The sequence below is a fragment of the Arsenicicoccus sp. UBA2120 genome, assembly GCF_002330965.1.
Lineage (GTDB): Bacteria > Actinomycetota > Actinomycetes > Actinomycetales > Dermatophilaceae > Arsenicicoccus > Arsenicicoccus bolidensis.
Genome location: NZ_DCYC01000043.1, coordinates 2669 through 24894, shown reverse-complemented (window position 1 = coordinate 24894; position 22226 = coordinate 2669). Strand labels below are relative to the sequence as shown.

Annotated in this window: 17 protein-coding genes; 8 read left to right on the top strand and 9 right to left on the bottom strand. The window is 67.0% G+C overall.

The window, feature by feature from the left end:
* Nucleotides 1-383: 383 nt before the first annotated feature.
* From B2P18_RS06485 to B2P18_RS06460, 6 genes are all read right to left on the bottom strand, one after another.
* Nucleotides 384-1628 (bottom strand): Gfo/Idh/MocA family protein, encoded by a 1245-nt coding sequence (locus B2P18_RS06485; protein WP_019284500.1) that lies wholly within the window; start codon nt 1626-1628, stop codon nt 384-386.
* 13 nt (nt 1629-1641) lie between these two features.
* A complete protein-coding gene (locus B2P18_RS06480) occupies nt 1642-2625 on the bottom strand; it encodes an ABC transporter permease (RefSeq protein WP_019284499.1) in 984 nt (327 codons plus the stop codon).
* Nucleotides 2622-3602, bottom strand: coding sequence for an ABC transporter permease (locus B2P18_RS06475; protein ID WP_019284498.1), 981 nt, complete (start codon nt 3600-3602; stop codon nt 2622-2624). Before B2P18_RS06475 ends, B2P18_RS06480 begins: the two co-directional genes overlap by 4 nt.
* Nucleotides 3599-5119, bottom strand: a complete 1521-nt coding sequence (locus tag B2P18_RS06470; protein WP_286957133.1) for a sugar ABC transporter ATP-binding protein — start codon at nt 5117-5119, stop codon at nt 3599-3601. Before B2P18_RS06470 ends, B2P18_RS06475 begins: the two co-directional genes overlap by 4 nt.
* A 9-nt stretch (nt 5120-5128) precedes the next feature.
* Complete coding sequence (locus B2P18_RS06465; protein ID WP_286957130.1) at nt 5129-6202, bottom strand: substrate-binding domain-containing protein; 1074 nt, start codon at nt 6200-6202, stop codon at nt 5129-5131.
* 101 nt (nt 6203-6303) lie between these two features.
* Entirely contained in the window at nt 6304-7473 is a 1170-nt protein-coding gene (locus B2P18_RS06460; RefSeq protein ID WP_286957126.1) for an ROK family transcriptional regulator, read from the bottom strand.
* A gap of 205 nt (nt 7474-7678) precedes the next feature.
* On the opposite strand from B2P18_RS06460, the gene B2P18_RS06455 reads away from it, so the two are divergent.
* The gene (locus tag B2P18_RS06455; protein WP_286957123.1) at nt 7679-9394 is read left to right on the top strand and encodes a DUF262 domain-containing protein; all 1716 of its coding nucleotides are present in this window, start codon (nt 7679-7681) and stop codon (nt 9392-9394) included.
* Nucleotides 9395-9506: 112 nt separating this feature from the next.
* Here B2P18_RS06455 and B2P18_RS06450 read toward each other — a convergent pair whose 3' ends face one another.
* Nucleotides 9507-9935, bottom strand: a complete 429-nt coding sequence (locus B2P18_RS06450) for a PH domain-containing protein (RefSeq protein WP_286957119.1) — start codon at nt 9933-9935, stop codon at nt 9507-9509.
* A gap of 135 nt (nt 9936-10070) precedes the next feature.
* Here B2P18_RS06450 and B2P18_RS06445 point away from each other — a divergent pair, with 135 nt between their 5' ends.
* Nucleotides 10071-13169 carry a DUF3427 domain-containing protein gene (locus B2P18_RS06445; RefSeq protein ID WP_286957115.1) on the top strand — a complete coding sequence of 1033 codons (3099 nt, stop codon included), beginning with the start codon at nt 10071-10073 and terminating at the stop codon, nt 13167-13169.
* Between the two features lie 436 nt (nt 13170-13605).
* Here B2P18_RS06445 and B2P18_RS06440 read toward each other — a convergent pair whose 3' ends face one another.
* Nucleotides 13606-14997, bottom strand: coding sequence for a Fic family protein (locus tag B2P18_RS06440; protein WP_286957113.1), 1392 nt, complete (start codon nt 14995-14997; stop codon nt 13606-13608).
* 152 nt (nt 14998-15149) lie between these two features.
* Here B2P18_RS06440 and B2P18_RS06435 point away from each other — a divergent pair, with 152 nt between their 5' ends.
* From B2P18_RS06435 to B2P18_RS06410, 6 genes are all read left to right on the top strand, one after another.
* On the top strand, nt 15150-15881 hold the full coding sequence (locus B2P18_RS06435; RefSeq protein WP_286957110.1) for a hypothetical protein: 732 nt from the start codon (nt 15150-15152) through the stop codon (nt 15879-15881).
* 584 nt (nt 15882-16465) lie between these two features.
* Nucleotides 16466-17059 carry a tannase/feruloyl esterase family alpha/beta hydrolase gene (locus B2P18_RS06430; RefSeq protein WP_286957105.1) on the top strand — a complete coding sequence of 198 codons (594 nt, stop codon included), beginning with the start codon at nt 16466-16468 and terminating at the stop codon, nt 17057-17059.
* A gap of 149 nt (nt 17060-17208) precedes the next feature.
* Nucleotides 17209-17679, top strand: coding sequence for a hypothetical protein (locus tag B2P18_RS06425; protein ID WP_286957104.1), 471 nt, complete (start codon nt 17209-17211; stop codon nt 17677-17679).
* A 173-nt stretch (nt 17680-17852) separates the two neighbouring features.
* The gene (locus tag B2P18_RS06420) at nt 17853-18161 is read left to right on the top strand and encodes a type II toxin-antitoxin system RelE/ParE family toxin (protein ID WP_029210890.1); all 309 of its coding nucleotides are present in this window, start codon (nt 17853-17855) and stop codon (nt 18159-18161) included.
* Between the two features lie 5 nt (nt 18162-18166).
* On the top strand, nt 18167-19237 hold the full coding sequence (locus tag B2P18_RS06415; RefSeq protein ID WP_286957100.1) for a HigA family addiction module antitoxin: 1071 nt from the start codon (nt 18167-18169) through the stop codon (nt 19235-19237).
* A gap of 107 nt (nt 19238-19344) precedes the next feature.
* Complete coding sequence (locus B2P18_RS06410; RefSeq protein ID WP_286957097.1) at nt 19345-20718, top strand: acetamidase/formamidase family protein; 1374 nt, start codon at nt 19345-19347, stop codon at nt 20716-20718.
* Nucleotides 20719-20905: 187 nt separating this feature from the next.
* Here the strand turns inward: B2P18_RS06410 and B2P18_RS06405 are convergent, their stop codons facing one another.
* Nucleotides 20906-22111 (bottom strand): hypothetical protein, encoded by a 1206-nt coding sequence (locus tag B2P18_RS06405; RefSeq protein ID WP_286957096.1) that lies wholly within the window; start codon nt 22109-22111, stop codon nt 20906-20908.
* Nucleotides 22112-22226: the final 115 nt, after the last annotated feature.

Sequence of the window (22226 nt, the reverse complement as noted above, 5' to 3'; positions counted from 1 at the left end):
GCCTGCTCATCGCCGGCGGACCGGCGTGGGCACCAACCGCGGCGCCGCGTTCTACTGGAAGCAGGGCTTCCACAAGTGGAACAACACGGGCGACACGGCCAGCCTCCACTCCCCCAAGAACGTCCGGCTGGACGTGTGCACCTACAAGAAGAACGTCGCCGGGTTCGTCAGCTGCTGACCTGCTCGAGGCGAGCCGTGATGCGTGGGCGCCCGCCCCACTGGTCACCCCCAGGCTGCCTGCACCTCAGGACCGAGAGGTCAGCCCGGCGAGGGGGCACAAAGTTCGCGCGACACGCCGTCGTCCGCGTCATCTGCGCCCCCTCGGTGCGCACGCGAGCCACGTCGGAGCGCACGACCCGCCCGGACGACCCGCACGCGCCTGGCTAGGGCTTCCACGTGCCTCGCGCCACGTCCGGGACGAAGTCGTCGAGGTCGACAGGGAAGGTGACGGTCCTGCCGGTCTGCGCGGACAGGTAGGCCGCCATCAGCAGCTCCACCACCGCCACCCCGTTGGCGAGGGTCTCGACGGGTTGCTCGCCGCGCAGGAAGCACGTCGCCAGACGCGTGTTCTCGTCGGTGTAGCCGTAGGCCAGCGCCTCGTCCGACACGAGCGGCATCAGCCCCTGCTCGGCGTTCTGCTTCTCGACGAGGTCCTCGCCCTCGCTCTGGGTCAGCGCGCGGGAGAAGAAGACCTTGGCCTCGGTGTCGAGGGTGTCGGCGGACATGGAGTACTCCGGCCCAAGCAGCTCGAAGCTCAGCCGCAGCCCCGCGCCGACGAAGCTCCAGGACGTGGTGCCCTCGGCGATGACGGTCTCGCCGTCGCCGTTCACGAACTCGAAGTTCGCCCGCGCGTAGTCCTCGGACGGGCGCGAGCGGTAGTCCGGTGCGCCGGGATAGGCCGACAGGAGCTCTTCCGCATAGCGGGGCCGGCTCCACTTCAGCGACTGGATCGACGCAGAGACGCTGACCGGCGTGAGCCAGGTGGAGGGGTCGACGCCGGGCGGGGTGAGCAGGTAGCGGCCCGCCTCGACGCTGTGGCACATCATGTCGTTGAGGACGCCGCCGCCCTGCTTGACCCCGTCCCAGAACCACGCCTTGTGCGGGCCGGAGTGCTCCTCGGCGCAGCGCGCGAGATAGGGGTTGCCGGCGGCAGCCGCGCCGCGCTTCCACAGCAGGTCGTGGGCGCGGGTGATGGATGGCGCATAGAGCTGGTTCTCGAGGTAGCCGTGAAGCAGGCCGGCCTCCTCGATCATCGCGAGCACCTGCTTGGCCTCGCCGAGGGTGCGGGCGAGTGGCTTCTCGATGGCGATGGCCCGCAGCGAGGACCGGCCGGCGCGCACCTCGTCGCAGATGGCGCGGACCACCTCGACGCGGGTGTCGTTGGGGGTGAGGACCCAGACGGCCTCGACGCGCTCGTCTCGCACCAGGGACGCGACGTCGTCGTATGCCGTGACCCCGGTCCCCACCCCGAGCGTCTCGGCCTCCTCGGCGAGGGCCTGCGCCGACGCCAGCGTCCGCGACCCGATGGCGACGATGTCGGCGTCGCGGACGCGGGTCCACGACCGCACGTGGAACTGGCCGATGAAGCCGGCGCCGATCAGGCCGACACCGAGGACCTTGCGTTGCATGGGAGTTCCCTTCTCAGCTGCGGAGGCGACGTTGCCGGCCGTAGACGGCCAGCAGGGCGATGAGGACGAGGCCGTTGACGACGGTGCGGCTGGCCGTCGACATGTTCATGGTGGTGAGGAGGCTGGTGAGGACGGTGAGGACGATGGCGCCGACGGCGCTGCCGGCATAGCTGCCCACGCCGCCGGAGATGAGGGTGCCGCCGATGATGACGGCGGCGATCGACGGCAGCGCGAGCCCGTCGGCGAGGTTGAGGAACACGGTCTCGGTGTAGCCCACCATCAGGATCCCGCCGAGCGCCGCGAAGACGGACGACAGGACGTAGGCCAGGATCACCGTGCGGTTGACCCGGATCCCGGAGAGCCGCGCGGCCAGGCGGTTGGCGCCGACGGCATACAGGCTCAGTCCATAGGTGCTGCGCCGCAGGATCAGGGTGACCAGCAGCCCCAGCGCGAGCCACAGCAGCAGGACACCGGGTATGCCGAGCAGCAGCTCGCCGTTGACGGCGCCGACCAGTGCCGGAGCCGCCCGGCCGTCGGCGGCCCCCTTGGTGTAGGCGAGGACGATGCCCTGGACGACCCCGAGCATGCCGAGCGTCATGACGAACGGCGGGATGCGCAGGTAGACGACGCCGATGCCGTTGACCAGCCCGATCGCGGCGGCGACGGCGACCGCGAGGACGACGCCCCACAGCATCCCCCCGTCGTCACCCTGCATCTGCCGCGAGGCGATGATCGCGGCGAGGGTGGCGACCTTGCCGACGCTGAGGTCGATGCCCTCGCCGCCGCTGAGGATGACCAGCGTCTGCCCGATCGCGATGACGCCGAGGAAGGACGCCACGCGCAGCATCGACACGACCTGGCCGTAGGACCCGAACCCCGGCGAGACGATCTCCCCCACGACGACCAGCGCGACGGCGAGCAGGAACGCGACGACCACGGGGTTGGTGAGGACCCGCCGGGCGGGGGCGGTGCGGCTCTCGGTGGCGAGCGTGCTCATGCTGCCTCCTGCCCGCGGGCGCTCAGGGCGGACAGGGCCAGAGCACCGATGACGACGAGTCCTTGGGCGAGCTGGCGATAGGTCGTCGGTATGCCGAGGAAGAACAGGATGCTGCTGACCAGGGAGAGCACGACGGCGCCGGCGATCGCGCCGATCGCCCCACCCTCGCCCCCGCGGAGCGCGACGCCGCCGATGACGACGGCGGCGACGGAGTTGAGCGCGAAGTCCCCACCGACATAAGGGTCTCCGGAGCCGCTGTTGGCCAGGACGGCGACGGCGGCGAGCCCGGCGAAGGTGCCGGCGAAGGCATAGGTGGAGATCTGGGTGCGGGTGACCGGGACGAGCGAGGCGTACGACGCCTGGACGTCCCCGCCGATGGCGTAGACGTGGCGCATGAAACGGGTGCGGCGCAGCAGGAGCCAGGACAGGCCCAGCAGCAGCGTGAGCAGCAGGGTGACGGGGAGGCCGGCGATCGCCATACGGAAGGAGGTGGTGAGTGCCGCGGGCACGGTGCCGCCGGGCTTGGGGAGCACCCACAGGGTCGCGCCGGTGAAGATCGAGGCCGTCGCGAAGGTCGTGATGAGGGGTTGCAGCCGGACGACCGCGACGATGAGGCCGTTGACGAGGCCGCAGGCCAGACCCGTGGCGAGGGCGGCGAGGATCCCGAGCGGCAGCCGGCCGTCCTGACCGTCCATGACCAGCAGCCCGACCACGCTGGCCAGGCCGAGGGAGGCGCCGAGGGACAGGTCCAGCCCGCCGCCGATGATCACGACGGCCTGCCCGACGGCGAGCAGCACGAGCGGCAGGAAGCCGGAGAAGGACGAGGCGATGGAGTACGCCGAGAAGAAGTCCGGCTGCAGCACGGCGCTCAGGCCGATGGCCAAGGCGAGCAGGAGCCAGGTCGTGCTGCGCGAGACGCGCGCGAGGAGCAGCGCGGTCGCGGGGTTGGTGGACGGCACGACGGTGGGGGTGGTCACTCGGCCTCCTCGGCGGTGGTGGCGGGCACCCGCATGGACGAGCCGACGAGGCGTTCCTCGGTGAGGTCGGCGGCGGTGAGGGTCTCGACCACGGCCCCTTCGTAGAGGACGAGCACCCGGTCGCACAGGGCGACCAGCTCGCTGTCCTCGCTGGAGTTGATCACCACGACCGCCCCGTCGTCGGCGAGGGAGCGGATGATCCGATAGATCTCCTCCTTGGCGCCGATGTCGACGCCCTTGGTGGGGTCGTCGAGCAGCAGGACGGCGGGCTCGTTGAGGATCCACTTGGCGAGGACGACCTTCTGCGCGTTGCCGCCGGACAGCGTGGAGACGGGCTGGCCGAGGTTGCCGACGGCGATCCGCAGGCGCTCCACCATGTCTCGCGCGACCGACGACTCGACGGCCTGACGGGTGAGGCCCGCGGTGGCGCGCCGCCCGACGCTGGCGATCGAGATGTTGTCCTGGACGCTGCGCTTGGCGAACAGGCCCTGGGTGTTGCGGTCGCCGGGGACGAGCGCGATGCCGGCGCGGGCCGCGGTGACCGGGGAGGAGAGGTCGACCTCGCGACCGTCGACGCTGACCGTCCCCGAGGTGGCGGGCATGGCGCCGAAGAGCGTGAGCAGCAGCTCGGACTGCCCCTGACCCTGCAGGCCGCCGAGCCCGACGATCTCGCCGCGCTCGGCGGCCAGCGAGATCGCGTCGATGCCGGGGCTGGTGAGCTCGTGCATCTCGAGGCGCACGTCCCCGGTCGGCTCGTGCGCGCCCCGTCGGGTCACGTCGCCGACGTCGCCCACCATCAGGCGGATCATCTCGTCGGGCGTGGTGGTGCGGGCGTCGACGGTGGCGACGGTCGACCCCGAGCGCAGGATGGTCGCCCGGTCGCAGAAATCGACGATCTCGTGCAGGCGGTGCGAGACGAAGATGATGCAGCACCCCGCCCGGCGGCGGTCCTCGACGAGCTCGCGCAGCAGCGCCACCTGGTCGCGGTGCAGCGACGCGGTGGCCTCGTCGAGGATGAGGATGCGGGGGTCGCGCAGCAGGGCCTTGCCGACCTCGACGAGCTGCTGCTGGGCGGGCGTCAGGCGGCGGACCGGGTCGTCGAGGCGGACCGGCGCACCCATGACGGCCTGCAGGGTGTCGAGCATCTGCCCGGCGCGCCCACGAGCCTGGCGGCCGCGGACGAGACCGAGCCGCGTCGGCTCGAGGCCGAGCCCGAGGTTGTCCGCCACCGACAGCTGCGGCACGAGGCTGAGCTGCTGATAGACGGCGCTGATGCCGAGGCGGTGGGCGGCCATCGGGGAGTCGATCGTGACGGGGGCGCCGTCGAGGTGGATCGTGGCGGAGTCGGGCCGCACCGACCCCGCCACGACCTTGTTGAGGGTGCTCTTGCCGGAGCCGTTGGGGCCGAGCAGGCCGTGGACCTCGCCCGCCGTGACCTCGAGCGAGGCGCCCCGCAGCGCCCGGACGCCACCGAAGCTCTTGGTGGCGTCCCGGACGGTGAGCAGCGGGGTGGGCACGGGCGGGGCCTACTTGGCCAGGAGGCCGGCGACCTCGTCCTTGGTGAGGATCGAGTCCAGGACGTAGGTGTCGGGCTTGTCCTTGACCTTGTCCCACTCGGCGGTGAAGTTCTCCGGCGTGATGGCCGGCTCGAGGTCGAGGACCACGGAGTGCCCGTCGGTCAGCTTGGCCGGGTCGATCTTGCCGCCCTTGAGCTCGGCCATGGCGAGGTGCAGCGCCGTGGCGCCGGTCCCGGGCGGGTTGACGACACCGACGGACTTGAAGGCCTTGTCCTGCTGGCTCCACAGGCGCATGAAGCCGTTGCGGGCCTCGCCGGTCGTGACGATGGAGCTCTGCTTCTTGGCGGCGACGAGCGCCTTGAGGACTCCTTGCGCCATACCGTCCTGGGTCCACACGCCGTTGATGTCGGGATAGGTGGCCAGGAGGTTGGCCATGGCCTGCTGGCCCTTGGCCTGGTCCCAGCCGCCGTCGGCGGTGGTGAGCACCTGTATGCCGGCCGCGTCGAAGACCTTCTTGGCCGCGCCCCACCTGGCCTCGTTGGCCGGATGGCCGGAGATCCCGTTGACGGCGACGACCTTCTTGCCCGACCCGAGCTGCTGGGCGAGCCACTTGGCGCTGGTCTCGGCCCACTTGCCCTGGTCGATGCCGACGTTGGTCACGGACTTCTCGGTGACCGCCTGGTCGATGGCATAGACCTTGATGCCCGCGCTCGTGGCCTCCTTGAAGACGGCGTCGAGGGCGGAGCCGGAGTTGGGGTCGACGATGATCGCGTTGACCCGGGCCTTGATGAGGTTGCGGACCTGCTGGATCTGACCGTTGACGTCGGTGTCCTGGTTCTCCAGCACGAGCTGCTTGAGCTCGCCGGCGTCCTGGTAGGGCTTGGCGGCGTCCTGCATGTCCTGCACCATCTGGGTGCGGTACTCGCTGCCGACGAAGCCGTTGCTGACGCCGATCGTGAACGGCCCCTTGGCCGCTGAGGACCCGCTGCCGGAGCTGCTGCTCGTCGACGAGACGGTGCTGCACCCGGCGAGTCCGAGGCTCGCGACCGTGACGGTCGCGACGACAAGGTTCCTACGTCCCATTGGAGGCTCCTCGCTCTCACCCTTATTTGCACTATGCGAAAAAGGGTGTCTGCAGAGTAGACCCGCCGATGGGCCGGGCGCCAGAGGTGACGCAGATCTCGTCAGTCGAGCAGCTGGGACAGCGCGCCGTAGGTGTCGAGGGCGACGTGCGCCGCCCCGAGCAGGGCTCCGGCGTGGCCGGTGGACTCGCGGGCGATGCGGGGGACGGACAGGACGCGGCCGGTGAGCCGGCTCTCGAGCTCGCCGTGTAGGTGGTCGGCCAGCGGCGCGAACCGCCCTGCCAGCACGATGACCTCGGGGTCGAAGAGGGCGCACACGTTGACCAGGGCCGCGGCGAACTGGTCCAGCACCAGGGCGCTCAGGTCGCGGGCTGCGGGGTCGGTGCTGGTGAACAGCTGGGCGAAGATGTCGGACTCGGGCCGTATGGCGATCCCCGCATCCGCGGCCCGGCGCGCGAGGCCCACCGACCCGAGCTGCCGCTCCAGGTCGCCGTAGCCGACGTAGACGTTGGCGATCGCCGTGCTGTCGAGCAGCATGCGCCCGATCTGCCCCGAGCAGCCGGCGTTGCCGGGCCACAGCGCACGGTCCACGACGATGCCGCTGCCGATCCCGTCGAACACCGCGAGGACGAACAGCGATGCGGCGTCGCGGTAGTCGCCGACGCGGCTCTCGGCGATGGCGATCAGGTTGGCGTCGTTGGCGACGGCGACGGGCAGCCCGAAGCGCTCGCGGAGCAGGTCGCCGAGCGGCAGGTCGTCCCACACCAGCGACGGCGAGAACCGCACGACACCGGCCGAGGTGACCGGGCCCGGGACGGAGACGCCGAGGGCGAGGCAGCGGGGGTTGTCGTGCTCACCCGCGTCGTATGCCGTCGCCTCCGTCAGCGCCTGCTCGATCACGTCGAGGGTGTGGGCCAGGCGTGCGTCACCGGTCATCTCCGCGGCGTCGGGCACCCAGGTGCGCTCCCGCAGGACCGTCCCGTCGAGCCCGACGAGCGCGACCTGCGTGTGGTGGTCGGCGATGTCGACGGCGAGGGTGGTGGCGGCCGCCGCGTTGAGCCGAACGTAGCGGGTCGGCCGGCCGCCGGTGACGGCGCCGTCCTCCGACTGCACCAGCAGCCCACTACCGAGCATGTCAGCCACCAGCCGTGACACCGTCGACACGCTCAGCGCCGTCGCCTGCGCGACGTCGGCGCGCGCCATTGGCCCGCGTGCACGCAGCAGCTCCAGGATGCGACCGCTGTTGGTGCGCGCGATGGTTCGCGTAGTCATCGCAGGTCACGGCCCCGGCAGGTCATCGCCCCACTCTAGGCCGCTGACGGGACCCGGATCATGGGCGGAAGAGGCGAACGCGTGCCGAGCCCACTACGTCACACCAAATGGGCGCCAGGATGAGCAAGCGTCTGGCACGATGACCTCACTAACAGTGACGTCAGGACACGATATGTCATTTCAGACCCCCCGTACCGTCGAAGAGATGCTCTCCTCCATCCATCGGCGCGAGTACCTCATGCCGGCGATCCAGCGAGAGTTCGTCTGGGGTCCAGGCCAGATCGTCAAGCTCGTGGACAGCCTCATGAGGGGCTACCCGATCGGGTCCTTCCTGTTGTGGCAGGTGCGGCCGGAGACAGCCCAGTCCTACACCTTCTACGAGTTCTTGACGCACTACCACGAGCGCGACAAGCCCTACGCCGACAAGGCGACCGTCGTACCAGGGCTGGGAACCACGGCAGTTCTCGATGGGCAACAGCGGCTGACGTCACTGAACATCGCGCTGTACGGAACGTTCGCCGAGAAGCGCAAGTACGCCTGGTGGAATAGTCCCGATGCCTTCCCAGGCAAGCGGCTCTACCTCAACCTGGCCGAGGATCCCAAGGATGAGGAGCTCGGGCTCCGTTATGACCTGAGGTTCCTGACCGACAAGGAAGCCTCCAGTGCGGCGGATGAGGAGGACAAGTGGTTCCGGGTGGGCTCGGTACTGGACCTGACAGATTCGGGTCCAGCCATCATGCAGGAGCTGGCCCAGCGACGCATCAAGGACACCACCTCGGGTTTTCAGCGCCTCTACGACCTCTATCGCGCGGTTCGAGACGTGCGACCAATGAACTACTTCCTGGTCGAGGATCAGGACGCAGACAAGGTCCTGGAAATCTTTGTTCGAGTGAACAGCGGTGGCACGCCGCTCTCCTACTCCGACCTGCTCCTCTCCATGGCCACCAACCAGTGGAAGGAGCGGGACGCTCGCGAAGAGGTGAGATCCCTCGTCACCGAGCTCAATACCAACGGCGGTAGGCAGTTCGCGTTCACCAAGGACATTGTCCTCAAGTCGGCGCTCTGCATCGCCGGGGTGGATCTCCGCTTCCAGGTATCCAACTTCACGCAGGCCAACATGGCCAAGGTCGAGGCGGCATGGCCGGATGTGGAAAGTTCGCTGCTGCGCGCTGCGTCGCTGCTGCAGCAGTTCGGCTACAACGAACGAAACCTCACTGCGAATAGCGCGATCATCCCGATTGCCTACTACCTGCATCTCCGACGGGCCGGCGACTCGTACCTCGACTCGACCGCCGACGCCAGGGACCGCCTGGCCCTTCAAGCTTGGGTAACCCGATCGTTGATCAAGCGAGGGGTTTGGGGCTCCGGCCTAGACACCCTGCTGGGTCGCATCCGCGACGTCCTCCGGCTGAAAGACGGGCACGGCGGCTTCCCCGTGGCTGAGGTGGAGGCCGCCATGGCGACGGCTGGTAAGTCCTTGTCGTTCGACCCCGCCGAGATCGATGAGCTTCTGAGCCTCAAGTACGGATCTCACCGGACCTTCCCCGTGCTATCCGTGCTCTACCCCGGCCTTGACCTGGGTAAGAAGTTCCACGAGGACCACGTGTTTCCCAAGTCTTACTTCACGCGTAAGCGTCTGCTCGCCTTCGGGGTCGATGCAGCCAAGATCGACGAATACCTCGAAGTGGTCAACCAGCTACCGAACCTCCAGCTGCTGGCGGGTACGGCCAACATCGAGAAGCAGGACGCGAGCCCGGGCGAGTGGGTGAGCCGGGCCTTCCCCTCAGAGGAGCGAAGGGTGGCGTACATGGAGGAGAACGACCTGAACGACCTTCCGCTGGAACTGGGAGCGTTCCTGCACTTCTACGAGGGGCGGAAATCTCGGATCCGGGCGCGGCTGCTGTCAACCCTTGGTGGTTGAGACTGCGGCCGGGCGACCGACGGCAGGGGTCTGGCGCTGTAGGGAGCGCCAGACCCCTGCCCTCATCAATCGCCTGCCCTAGGCGAGCGCAGCCGCCACTCCCATCAGGCCGCTACGCCTCGTTCAACTTGGCGACGTTTCCCGTTGCGATCTGCTGGAAATATCGATAGAGACCGGCAATGTCGAAGTTGCGGGGGAACTCGAAGGTGTATGAAACGTACGCCACCGAATGAGCGCGCATTCTGGGTGTGCTGATGTACGTGAGGGTGATCTCGGAGTCGTCCATGGCGGCCCCAGCGGTCTCCGCAGTCACCCCGACGATGGCGTTGAGGGGAATCGAGTGGACCCGGGTCTTCTTGCCAGTAGCACCCTGGCGATCCATGGTAATGATGCGGGTAGAAGTGATGCAGAATCCATCGCGCAGCATGCGGTAGGCCGACAGGATTTGCTCCCCCTCCAGTAGCCAGGGGTCGTACATCTGATGGGCCTCAGCCTCACCGATCATCTGCATGTTGCCCGCGAGACCTTGCAAGAAGCCCATGATGTGTCCCCTCTGGAGTGTGTAGTGGCAAGCCACTTTGCTACATGTTGAGGCGCGTGGAGACGGGACACCCCGTCGGACACTCAAGTGGCCCACCTAGCGGGCATTTTTACTCAGGCATGGCAAGCTCACGCCATGGTGAGGGGACTGCCTGAAGGCATATACGAGCACGTCGTCACGAGCGACCTGGTGCCTGACATTGAGCAGGTGGTCGAAGCGGGGATGCTGGCGGAAACCTCAAGCATCGATGTTGCCGAGCTGCCGAACGTCCTGTCCCGTCACGTGCGGGAACGGCTGTTGCCGTTGCTGGGTGGCCTCAAGCCTGAGGAGCAGGTGTCCCTGGTGAGCGCGCTCCTCGCCAGCGCCAACGATGCTGCCGGGCAAGTCGTGGATCCGCCGCGACAGTTGCGATCCATCACTGGGCCATCCGCCCTGGGGGAGCCTCGCCGTTGGGTGCGACCAAGTTCGCCCCTGAGCGACGCTGATCTCTTGACGAACGCACCTGGGGAGCCGTCACTTGGGGCGGAGATCAGGGCCGAACTCGCGTCGGCGGACCGCATCGACCTGTTGTGTGCGTTTGTGAAGTGGCACGGCCTGCGGTTCCTCGATGAGGCAATGGCCGAGGCTCGATCCCGAGGCGTGCCAATCCGCGTCATCACCACAACCTATGTCGGGGCGACCGAGCGTCAGGCCCTCGATCGTCTCGTTAGCGAATACGGCGCCGAAGTCCGGATCCACTACGACACCCTCCGCACGCGCCTGCACGCCAAGGCCTGGATGTTCCAGCGGAGCAGCGGCTTTCACACAGGGTATGTCGGCTCGTCCAACCTCTCGCGAGCCGCCCTTCTTGACGGAGTCGAGTGGAACGTCCGCCTGTCTCAAGTGGCCACCCCGGCCCTGATGGAGAAGTTCAGAGCCACGTTCGAGACCTACTGGAACGACCCGTCGTTCGAGGACTACGACCCCACTCGAGACGCGGATCGGCTCGACGATGCCCTCGTGGAGGCTCGTGGTGGGTCAAGTCAGCGTGTGACGCTGACCCTTTCCGGCCTTGAGGTGCGGCCTTACGCGTACCAGCAGCGCATGCTTGAGGATCTGCAGGCGTCACGTCAGGTCCACGATCGTCACCGTAACCTCGTCGTCGCGGCGACCGGAACGGGCAAGACGGTGCTCGCGGCGCTGGACTACCGGAGCTTCGTATCTGCCGACGGTGTGCGACCACGACTCCTCTTCGTCGCTCATCGGCAGGAGATTCTCTCGCAGTCCCTGCGGACGTACCGCGAGGTGCTGGGGGACGGCAACTTCGGTGAGCTGTATGTCGCCGGCCAGCGACCTGAGCGATGGGAGCACGTCTTTGCGTCGATCCAGTCGTTGACGAGCTACGGGATTGAGCGCATCGCGGCCGATCACTTCGACATCGTCGTGATGGACGAGTTCCACCACGCGGAGGCATCGTCATACGCCAAGGTCTTGAACCACCTGAAGCCTCAGGAGCTCTTGGGGCTCACCGCGACACCCGAGCGCTCAGACGGCTTCGACGTCCGGCGTCACTTCGGTGATCGCGCGGCAACGGAACTGCGCTTGTGGCACGCCCTTGAGGCCGAGCTGCTGACGCCTTTCCATTACCTCGGGATCGCTGACAACACGGATCTCGCCGGGGTCAGCTGGCGGCGCGGGCAGTACGACATAGCGGAGCTCGAGAACGTCTACACCAGCAACGACGCCCGGGTGGTATTGATCCTCAAGGAGCTTCGAGCCAAGGTGCTGGACCTCGCCGCCATGCGGGCACTTGGCTTCTGCGTCTCGGTGCGGCACGCCGAGTACATGGCGGACGCGTTCTCGCGCGCGGGCATCGCGGCAGTCGCTGTCACAGGCCAGACGTCGCCTGCTGCCCGCGAGCGTGCTGTCACCGACCTTGTCGGCCGACGAATCAACGTCATCTTCACCGTGGACCTGTTCAACGAGGGCGTGGATATCCCCGAGGTCGACACCGTCCTCTTCCTCCGCCCAACGGAGAGCGCCACGGTGTTCCTGCAGCAGCTGGGACGTGGACTGCGACGGACGCGCGACAAGGCCGTGCTGACTGTCCTGGACTTCGTGGGTCACCAGCACACGGAGTTCAAGTTCGACGCCAAGTACCGCGCCCTGACCGGCGCGACCCGGAAGGGACTCCTCAGGGCCGTTGAGGACGGCTTCCCGTTCCTGCCGTCGGGGTGTCAGATCGATCTGGATCGGATGACGCAGGAGACGGTGATCGGTGGGGTCAGGGCGCAGCTCAACCGCCTCCAATGGCGACACCTGGTCGCGGACCTCAGGGCGCACCCGACCGCGGACTTGGGCACCTTCCTTGACGAGAGCGGGGCCGATCTCGCGGCCGTGTATGGCGCCCCGAAACGAGGCTGGACTGCCCTGCAGCGGGCAGCCGGGCTGCCAATGGCCAGGGGCGGACCGCGTGAGGAAGAGCTGCTGGCGCGAGCAAGAGCGTTCGCCCACGTCGATGATCCAGATCGCGCCCAGGCCTATCGAGAGCTGCTGGCCGGCCGGGTGAACTACTCCGAACTCGACGCAAGGGGTGCATTGTTCGCCCGCATGCTGTTCTTTTCTTTATGGCCCAACGGGGGCAGTTTCGTAAGCTATCAGGCTGGATTCGATGTCCTGGCAGGTGAGGAGACGGTCCGAGAGGAGCTTGAGCAGGTCATCGTGCGGGCTTTCGATCAGGCGGCCCAGGTGACGCATCCGTTGGGTAACGAACTGAGCTGGTGCCCTTTGCGGGTGCACGGTCGCTACTCGCGCGAAGAGCTTCTAGCGGCGACCGACTACGCGAGGTTGTCACGAACGCCGCGCTCCGTCATGCAGGGCGTGGCGTACGCGGCTGACCGTGGCGTCGACAATCTGATGGTGACGCTGCACAAGGCTGAGAAGGACTACTCACCAACGACGATGTACCAGGACTACGCGCTGAATCCCACACTCTTCCACTGGGAGTCCCAGTCGAGCACCACAGTGGATTCGCCGACCGGCAAGCGCTACCTCGGTCACGAGGAGGCAGGTTCGCACCTGTTCCTTTACGCACGGGAGCGCAAGACCGATGATCTAGGGACCGCGCCCTACGTCTTCCTTGGACCCGCGCACTACGTCCGGCACGAGGGGGAACGCCCAATCCGGATAACGATGAGACTTACATGTGCAATGCCGAACAGCACCTTCGCAGCAGCCAGTGCCGTCGCTTTTTGAGGCGTCGACGATTCAACCCTCGTCATCGGACTGCGTGGGGGGAGGTATGGGCACTTGGTGCCCGTTCTGGTATCCCATCGGAACGCCCTCCGCTGGTCGATGGCTCGGTGCATGGCCGTGCTGGTAGCCACCCAGCGGGGTTGTCGGAGATGGACTCTGACATCTGAGACTTGCCGCCAGCACGGGAGTCGTCGGAAAGGGGCGAAAGTGCCACTCCATGAGCCATGAACCTCTTTGCGTGCCACGTCGCCTGCACGCCGCGATTGCCTCCGGCGCCGCCGAGGGTTGTACTGCTCCTTCGTGCCGTGGACTGCGCCATGGCCCCCCCGGGGGGGCGATAAAAGATGAATGGCTCGCGAACCTCGTAGGTGGCCATCACTCGAGAAAGGACTCGCGGCCCCGCCTATCGGCGCGCCTATGAGGTCAGGTCTGTGTTCTAGATCATGCCCCGCACGATCTCACCCCCGTGGCGGCGCGTGAGAGTGAGCGCAACGCGGTCTGCGGCCCCATCTGGGGAGTAGTCGTTCCACGTGTAGCCCTCCATTAGGGCTATTGGACGAGCGCGTCCGGGAATGATGGTTATCTCCGAGACGGGCCCCCCTGCCCCCTCGCCGTGCACGGGGCTGAATGGGTGCAGCGCGTCGGCGCTTTCGTTTCTTTCAGAGAGGAAAATGGATGGGTAGCCGACACAGCCGGCGTAAACCCTACGGAAATCGTTCGAATTGAACCCAAACCAGAGTAGCCATTGGTTCGCGCCGCTGTCGTCGGAAATCTTCATGAACCACGAGTTTCCATTTGAGTCCCTTTCTGCAAGCTCGCGAAACGCCCCTGGTGCTGGATATCCTTGCGGGATGACTTCCCAGCCAAAGCGGCGAAGCTCTCGCCTTAGCATACAGGAGAATTGCTCCGCCACTTGCTGCCAGTAGATCCTCTGCTCGCTTTCTGATACAAGAATTCGTTCTTGGATGACGCGCTCCACGTAGTCGGGCTCGCTCATGACTTTCACCGTTCTTCGAATAGTTCTGCCAAACAGTTCGAAGAGAGGGAGAATATCTCCCTCATCGCTTGCAGCCAAGGCATCGTAATACTCACCCCTATCGCCCGTTGCCGAAACAATTAGGGGCGGATATCCCCCTTGGCTCAGAACTAGGTTTGCGAGCAGACGGGCCATGCGCCCATTGCCGTCCTCGAAAGGGTGGAGGTGGGTAATCCAAGCGTGGACAACCGTCGCGTCCAGAACGGGATTCCCTGATCCAACCTGCATCCACTGCGCAAGCTCTCGCATTCCTTCAGCGGCTTCAGCTGGGTGTGGGGGTTGGTGGTCGGCTCCGGAAATCTGATTGGCGACCGTTTTGTAAGCACCGGAGAACTTCTCTCCATGGGTGATGAGTCCATGGAGCTGCTTCATTTCATGCTCAAGGGGCCTGATGTTAGCCGCGGCCCATTCATCGGCAATCATCTGTGCCTTGTACAGGCCTAGTGCCTCGAAAGCGCGTGGGTCCCCTTTTACTCCCTCTAGAAAAGTGTGAACAGGGAGGGCTAGTAGGTCTCTGTTCTGCGCCACAACCTGTCGGACGCTCGCAGGAGACCAGGCATAGTGCTCCATCTGATTGCTCTCGGCGACAATTTCACTCCGAAGCGTGATCCCAAATGTGTCAAAAACATCAACTGCACCGCTCTTGAGGCTCTCGCCGATTCTTAGGGCGCGCTTGGCTAGGTCATTGGTTTTCTGGAGGATAGAGGTGAATTTTGTTAACGCGGGCGCTTCACTGTCTATGAGATAAGGAGTTCCTGCGAGCATGGTGACTGGGTTGTGGGCAGCAATCATGAAATCAACAACCTATTCTTTGTGTTGCACGCCGGTCTCATCGAGCTACGAGGGGTGAGCTTGGAAGCAGGGATGTTCAAGGGGCGTCGCAGATGATAGTGCGGCCGGGACGGCAGTGATCGACACTGCCACAACTCGCCCAGCTTGAGAACGTGAACATCGTTTCATTGTCCTGCCCTGCGGTCTTTGATGGCAGGGCCATTCGGGTGGGTGACCAGACATTCAGCTGCAATGTGCTGCGTACGGCAGCGCGGGAGTGGCAGGCTCGCGTCATGTCGATTACGAACGCTGACGTAGAGGCGCTGCTGAAGCACGCTGACAAGGTGGGTCTGAAGCCGCAGCCCCAGAAGCGTGGTTGGGGACACATGGGGGCTGTCTTGGCGGATGCGTCCCTACAGGCGGGAATCAACTATGCGACGGTGGTAGAGCCACGTGTTCGACGGCTGATCGACGAGTGGCCTGACGCCACCACAACCTCGGCTTTCGTAGCGCGCAGCCAGACCGACGACGTTGCGGCGACCCTGCGATTCAAGCCGGACAGCAAGAAGATGCGGACTCTGCGTGATCTGACGGACTTCATGCACGAGGAGGGCGTCGAGACGCCTGAGGCCCTCGCTGTCGAACTCCTCGATGAAGGGTTTCTGGGCCGACTACGACGAGTGAAGGGAGTCGGACCAAAGACCGTCGACTACCTTTCGATCCTCACCGGCTCGCACGACCACGTCGCCGTCGACTCCCAGATCAAGGCATTTGTGCGGGAAGCAGGCTGTGCCGCAGTGACCTACAAGGACGTCCGCGAAATCGTGGTTCGCGCCGCAGCTGAGCGCGGTTGGACCGCTGGGTCGTTGGACGCGGCCATCTGGAAGTACCGGTCAACCCGCTAGCCGCAGTGTGTCGGTGGTCGGCGCGACCATGTGAAGCATGCCCCTCATCGGTGAGTTGCTCGCTGTGCAGCCGACTCCGGTCCCTGCGCTTGCATCGACGGGACTGCCCTCGATCGACCGTGTCACGGGCGGGTTCCCGAAGGCGGGGATGTGGATCGTCACGGGCGGGCCGAGGAAGGGTGCCAGCACGGTCCTCGTCGAGTGGGTGGGGCGCCTCGCGCTCGCCGGCGCCCCGTCGTTGCTGACTGGACCGGAGCTGGACCCCGTCGCGACCGCTCATCTCCTGGCGGGGGTCCACCGAGACCGATCGGACTGGGGCGACGTGCCTCTCCACATCGAGCGCTTCCCCTCCTTGCCTCGCAACGTGGCGACCCTGGGAGCGGTTGCGCTCGACCGGGCGGATCTCGTCCGTGGCGCAACTCCCGGCGCCATACGAGCGATGGCGGATGAGGGCCGGTGCGTCATCGCCAATGTGCCACGGCGACAGCTGCAAGTCCTTGAAGGGTCACCGGCTCTGCCTGAAGTCGCGACAGCTGAGAACGCTCCGTTCCCTCCTGACGCCTCTCAAGGACTCAGACGGCAAGGTGGTCTACGACGCCTACACCTGGACCGACTTCTCCAAGACCGCCCCGATATTCGGCCAGCTCGGAGGGGGATTCGCGGCGATCGCGCTGTCGGACCCGAGCTGGTTGACGCCCGAGGGCCAGGCGCGCTACGACCTCGATGAGCACTTCACCCGGATCGGCTACGGGCTGCTGCAGCTCGGAGCCGATCACAACCGCGAGGAGATCGCCTCCTACGTCGCGGGTGGCGGCCGGCTCCTGTCGTGGCACGCAGCAGGTGACAATCTCTTGTCAGCCAGGGAGCACGGGCGGATGTTCGACGACCTCACCCGGCGGATCGAGCGACTCGGCATCGAGAACCCGTCCGACAACGCTGTGTACCTGCAGGTGCCCACCAACCAACATGGTGCCGGTCAAGGACTGCGCGAGGTCGACTGGATGACCGCCATCATCAACTGGGTGGAGAAGGACACGCATCCGTCGGGTCTGGTGTACCGCTTCAAGGCTGATGACGGCACGCGCCGGAGTCTTCCCGTGTGCGAGTACCCCAAGTACCCGGCATACAAGGACGGGGACGTCAATCACGCTGCCAGCTATGAGTGCCGGGCGAATTGATCGCTCGGCCGTGGCGGAGATCTGCGGGTAGCGGCTGCTCAGCTCGTCTGGGTCATCGGCCGATCGTAGGGCCGGGCCTGCGGCGACGATGGACTGGAGGGCGTGCAGGGAGCCGGCCGCTGAACGTCTGAGGCGGGCAGGATGGAGGCATGGCTGCACGCTGCAAGGTCCTCAAGGTCACGCTCGTCAGCGGTCGCGGGGAGGACTTCGACCCCGCCCCGGGGCGGGTCTTCGCGATCCCGCCGCGCACCACGTACGCGGCGCTCGCCGACGCCATCGACCGATCGTTCGGCCGCTACCACCTGGGTCACCTCGTCCAGTGCGCATTCGAGGATGATCTGGTCGTCACGGACGAGGAGACGATCGACGAGCTCGTCGACGGCAGCGGCACGCCGCGCTACAAGCCGCTGGATAGTCCGCTGACCGAGCTCAAGGTGGGTGTCACGTTCACCTACACCTTCGACTTCGGCGACAACTGGCTGCACCACTGCGAGGTGCTGCCCACGATGGACCCGCACGAGGTGCTCGGCGGCCCGGTCCTGCAGGTCGTGCCCATTGACGGCTGGGGTGACCGGCCCGACCAGCACGGGCGGGAGTCTGACCCCGACGAGCGTCCCTAGATCGAGCCTGGCTAGGCGCTCGACCCAGTCCACGCACCATCACGAGCACGCTTGTCCGATCGGCGCGGCGACCGAGGGTTAAGTCGGATACAACTATTCAGTCATGGGCTGTATCTGATGTTCCGATTTTGGGTTACCCTGGGGATGGGTGCTCGTGGTGACGAGGGGGGCGCGTGAGGCTCGAGTTCGAGGATGACGAGCTGCGTCGCCTTGCCGCCGGCGAGATCCAGGACGTGAAGCGGTGGCCGCCAGCGGTCACCAAGATGTTCCACCGCCGCATCCAGTTCCTGGCGGGTGCGGCGGACGACCGCGACCTCAGAGCGATGAAGTCACTGCACCTCGAGCAGCTCAAAGGCAACCGATGGCGTGGGCACTCGTCCATCCGCCTCGACCAGCAGTACCGACTCATCCTGCGCTTCTACACAGACTCGCAGGGCCGCGTGACCGTCATCGTCGACGGACTCGACTACCACAAGGGGTGATCAAGATGTCCACACAGAGCGTCATGGCCTTCCCCCCTGGCGACTTCCTCGCCGAGGAGCTGGAAGCGCGAGGGTGGACCCAGGCAGACTTCGCCGAGATCATCGGCCGTCCTGCGCAGCTCGTCTCGGGCATCGTCTCGGGCAAGAAGGAGATCACTCGCGAGACGGCCTGCGAGATCGGCACTGCCCTCGGCACGTCCGCGGAGGTGTGGCTCAACCTCCAGAACGCCTACGAGCTGTGGCTCCGAGAGAGCGACCCCAGCGCTGCCAGCAAGCTTGCTGACGTCCGCACGCGCGCCAAGATGAATCAACGCGCACCCATCTCGGTGCTGCGCAAGCGTGGCTTCCTCCCCTCAGGTCCCCTTGTCCAACAACGCGACGCGCTCCTCCGCCTGCTGGGCATCGAGACCTTGGACGACGAACCCGCGTTCGCGGCTGCAGCCCGCCGTCACAACTCCGGCCAGCCCATCACCTCCACGCAGTGCGCCTGGCTGGCCTGCGCGCGTGCGGTCTCACGCGACCTGCGCGTCGCTTCTTACGATCGGGATGCCCTGCTCAAGCTCGCCGCAGGGTTGACTCAAGACGTCCGATCGCCCGAGGACCTGGCGACGCTTCCGGAGCGTTTCGCGGCTGCAGGTGTGCGGCTTGTCCATGTCGAGGCATTCCCGGGGAGTCGTCTCAGTGGAGCCTCGTTCTCCGAGGGCGATGGCGGCCCCGTCATCGCCCTGTCGAGCTATGGCAAGCGACTGGACCGGGTCGTCTTCACGCTCCTGCACGAGATCGCGCACGTCGTCCTGGGTCACGTGGTCGGCGGCCGCATTGTCGTCGACGAAGGCGTGGATGCCAGCGATCCCCAGGAGGGCGAGGCAGACGAGCTCGCCGGACGATGGGCGCTCCCGCATGTCATGGATCCACCGGCCAACGTCCGTCGCCCTTGGGTGTACGCCGAGGCGGACCGCCAGGGAGTGCACCCCATGATCATCGTCGGTCGGCTGCAGCACGAGGGCCGGCTCGACTGGAAGACCGAGCTCGCACGGGGAGCGCCGACGGTCGACGCCGTCCTGGCTCGGTGGTGATCTATCGGGCCCAGGCGAAACATTGTGGCCTGCACCGCGACACAGGGCGGTAACGCGTGAGGCCTAGCTTCTCGGCATACGGCCAAGACACCCGCTGAGGAGCACCCATGCCGAGCACCGACCCCGCCCACCTCGTCGCCGCGCTGGAGCACGGGCTCGGGCGACGGCGCCTGCTGCAGGCCGCTGCCGCCACCGGGCTGGGCGTCACCGCCGCCGCCGTCGGGGCCGAGCAGGCGCACGCATCCCACCAGCTGCCAACGGGATTGACCGAGGCGCCGCTCTCCTGGCGCAACCCCAGGGGCGTGCTGCAGCCGCACACGGGACCGATCAAGGGGCAGCACTACCTGGCGTCGGAGACCGACGAGGTGCTGTGGGGCTACGTGCCGACGGTGCACGCCACGCCCGTGCTGACCGTCCGCTCCGGGGCCACCGTCACGATCGACGCGCTGTCGCACGAGGGGATCCTCGAGGACCAGGGGCGCGACCCGGTGGCCTGGTTCGGGTCCAAGGGGGTGCCGCGCGCCGGGGTGCTGCGCGACGCCGTCGACGTGGCGGCGCACTACGACCGCACGCCGCGCAGCTTCGACAAGGACGGGCCGCACGTCGTCACCGGACCGATCGCGGTGGCGGGCGCCGAGCCCGGCGACGTCCTCAAGATCGAACCCCTGCACCTGCTCCCCCGCGTCCCCTACGGCGTCGTGTCCTCCCGCCACGGCAAGGGCGCCCTCGCGGTCAAGGCGGACGGCACTGCGCCGGCGGGCATCTCGCTCGCCGAGGTCATACCGCCGCGCGCCACCGACGGCCGGGCGAGCGGCGACCCGACGCGCTACGGCAACGTCTCGGTCTTCACCGGCATCGAGCGCGGCAAGGCCGTGATGCGCAGCGGCAGCCGCTCGATCCGGTTCCCGCTCAACTACTTCTTCGGGATGATGGGCCTCGCGTATGCCGACGCCAACGGCCTCACCGACCCGCTCGCCAACTCGGTCCCGCCCACCCTCGGCGGCGGCAACATCGACATCCGCCAGCTCGGGGTCGGCTCCACGTTCTACCTGCCGGTGCGCGCACCGGGCGGGCTGTTCTACGTCGGCGACCCGCACATGGCGATGGGCTCCGGCGAGGTCGCACTCACGGCGATGGAGGGCTCGCTGCGCGGCACCTTCCGACTGACGGTGTGCAAGAAGGGATCCGGCGACGCCCCCGCCGTCGCCCACCGCTATCCCTGGGCCGAGACCCGCGACCACTGGCTCCCCATCGGCCTGTCCGACCCCGACGGCTCCGGTGGCGGCATCAACGACTCCGACCTCGACGTCGCCATGCGCCGCGCGGTGATCAACGCCCTGGACTTCCTCGAGCAGGAACAGGGCATCGATCGCGCGGTGGCCTATGCCTACCTGTCGGCAGCGTCCGACTTCGTGGTGTCGCAAGTCGTCGACCGCACGACGGGGGTGCACGGCCTGATCAGCAAGGCCGACTTCCGCTGAGCGCCGTCCTCGGTGCATTCCTCAGTGCATTCGTCACTGACATCACTGCATTCGGCACTGTTCAGTGAAGGAGGTAGCACGCCACTGATTGCAGAAGCCTGAGCACCGTCCAGCGTGCCCAGGCTTCCGCAATCGGGCCTGCTAAGGCCTTCACCGTGACGTATGCCGCTGCGGGGCGTCAGGACGATCAGGGGGTGTAGCGCTGCGCCGTGAATGCTGGCGCCGGCCCGGAGCACCTGCCGATGACGTCCGGGTTGAGCACCGCTCCCTTGGCGCGCAGCTCGGAGCACAGCGGCACGTCCTGACCGGACCAGACCTTGATCCAGCGCCCCTTCTTGACGCCCCACATCGCCATGCCGCCGCCGCAGCCGGAGCCGAACTCGCTGACCATGGCCGAGCTCTGGGCGTCGAGGGCCTCCACCGTGATCGTCATGGGGCAGCCGTCGCTCTCCTTGGTGACCTGGGCGAGCTGAGCGCGGGCGAAGGCGCGAAGCCCGTTGGTGTTCGGGAGCTTCTGCACGTCAGAGGGCTCGGCGATGGTGAGGTTGGGGCGTGTGACGGGGCCGAGGGCACCGGTCGCGCCTGTGCCGCCGGACGAGCCAGAGGACGGCGCCGCCCGGATGAACCACGCCTTGGTGATGCGCTCCTTGGTGATCTTGCCGGTCTTGACGGTGTCGTATCCCAGGGGCCCGCGGCGGGCGTACCAGATGTCGCCCTCCTTGATCAGCCCGAAGTCATCGAGGTTGCCGGGCGCCGTCAGCAGTGCCTCGCTCTCCCCGCCGCAGCCCTCAGAGCACGAGTACATGGCGGCGGTCTCCTGCGGGCCGGGCGGCCAGGCCCCGCCGGAGCGGATGAACCACCGGGACCCGTCGGCCAGCTCGATCCCGAGCGGCACGGGGTTGGCCGGCTTGGACGTCGTCGGCAACGTCCCGTCGACCGGGAAGCGAGTGGCCTTCCTGGCCCACGGCTGCATGGCGCACAGGATGTGCGAGCCACCGTTGTCCGCCACGCAGGCCACGGCGGAGGCGGCGCTGGGACCGCACTGATAGGTCCTCGCGCTCGTCGCCACCATCGATGGTCCGTCGCCGCAGTTCAGCGCGTCGGCGGACTCCTCGACCTTCCACCCGCCGTCAGGGTTGGGCAGCGTGAGCACGATCTGCTTGGTGGCGGCTCCACCGGTCGGCGTTGAGGTCGCGGTGGCTCCCGGCCTGGCCGACGCGCTCGCCGTGCCCGACGCGGCGGTCGACGCCGGTGCCCCCGTGGCGCTCGTGCTCGTCGGCGATGCCGTCACCGTCACGGTCTTGGCGGACTGCGCGCCGGGCGAACCTCCGCCCCCGCACGCAGCCAGCAGTGCCGCGGTCAGCGCGGCGATTCCCCAGCGTCCTGCACGCATGTGAGCCCCCCTCTGAGATGCAGTGACAACACTGTGACATCCCTGATCGCTCCATGTGAGCAAATCCCCCCACCTAGCCGCCTGTCCGGCGTCACCCCATACCCCGCCGCCCCAA

Bases quoted from the DNA above. Each gene is read 5' to 3' on its own strand.
- B2P18_RS06455 (WP_286957123.1), top strand. From the start codon at position 7,679: ATGCTCTCCTCCATCCATCGGCGCGAGTACCTCATGCCGGCGATCCAG.
- B2P18_RS06480 (WP_019284499.1), bottom strand. From the start codon at position 2,625: ATGAGCACGCTCGCCACCGAGAGCCGCACCGCCCCCGCCCGGCGGGTC.
- B2P18_RS06440 (WP_286957113.1), bottom strand. From the start codon at position 14,997: ATGATTGCTGCCCACAACCCAGTCACCATGCTCGCAGGAACTCCTTAT.
- B2P18_RS06405 (WP_286957096.1), bottom strand. From the start codon at position 22,111: ATGCGTGCAGGACGCTGGGGAATCGCCGCGCTGACCGCGGCACTGCTG.
- B2P18_RS06415 (WP_286957100.1), top strand. From the start codon at position 18,167: ATGTCCACACAGAGCGTCATGGCCTTCCCCCCTGGCGACTTCCTCGCC.
- B2P18_RS06485 (WP_019284500.1), bottom strand. From the start codon at position 1,628: ATGCAACGCAAGGTCCTCGGTGTCGGCCTGATCGGCGCCGGCTTCATC.
- B2P18_RS06465 (WP_286957130.1), bottom strand. From the start codon at position 6,202: ATGGGACGTAGGAACCTTGTCGTCGCGACCGTCACGGTCGCGAGCCTC.
- B2P18_RS06425 (WP_286957104.1), top strand. From the start codon at position 17,209: ATGGCTGCACGCTGCAAGGTCCTCAAGGTCACGCTCGTCAGCGGTCGC.
- B2P18_RS06450 (WP_286957119.1), bottom strand. From the start codon at position 9,935: ATGGGCTTCTTGCAAGGTCTCGCGGGCAACATGCAGATGATCGGTGAG.
- B2P18_RS06410 (WP_286957097.1), top strand. From the start codon at position 19,345: ATGCCGAGCACCGACCCCGCCCACCTCGTCGCCGCGCTGGAGCACGGG.
- B2P18_RS06460 (WP_286957126.1), bottom strand. From the start codon at position 7,473: ATGACTACGCGAACCATCGCGCGCACCAACAGCGGTCGCATCCTGGAG.
- B2P18_RS06445 (WP_286957115.1), top strand. From the start codon at position 10,071: ATGGTGAGGGGACTGCCTGAAGGCATATACGAGCACGTCGTCACGAGC.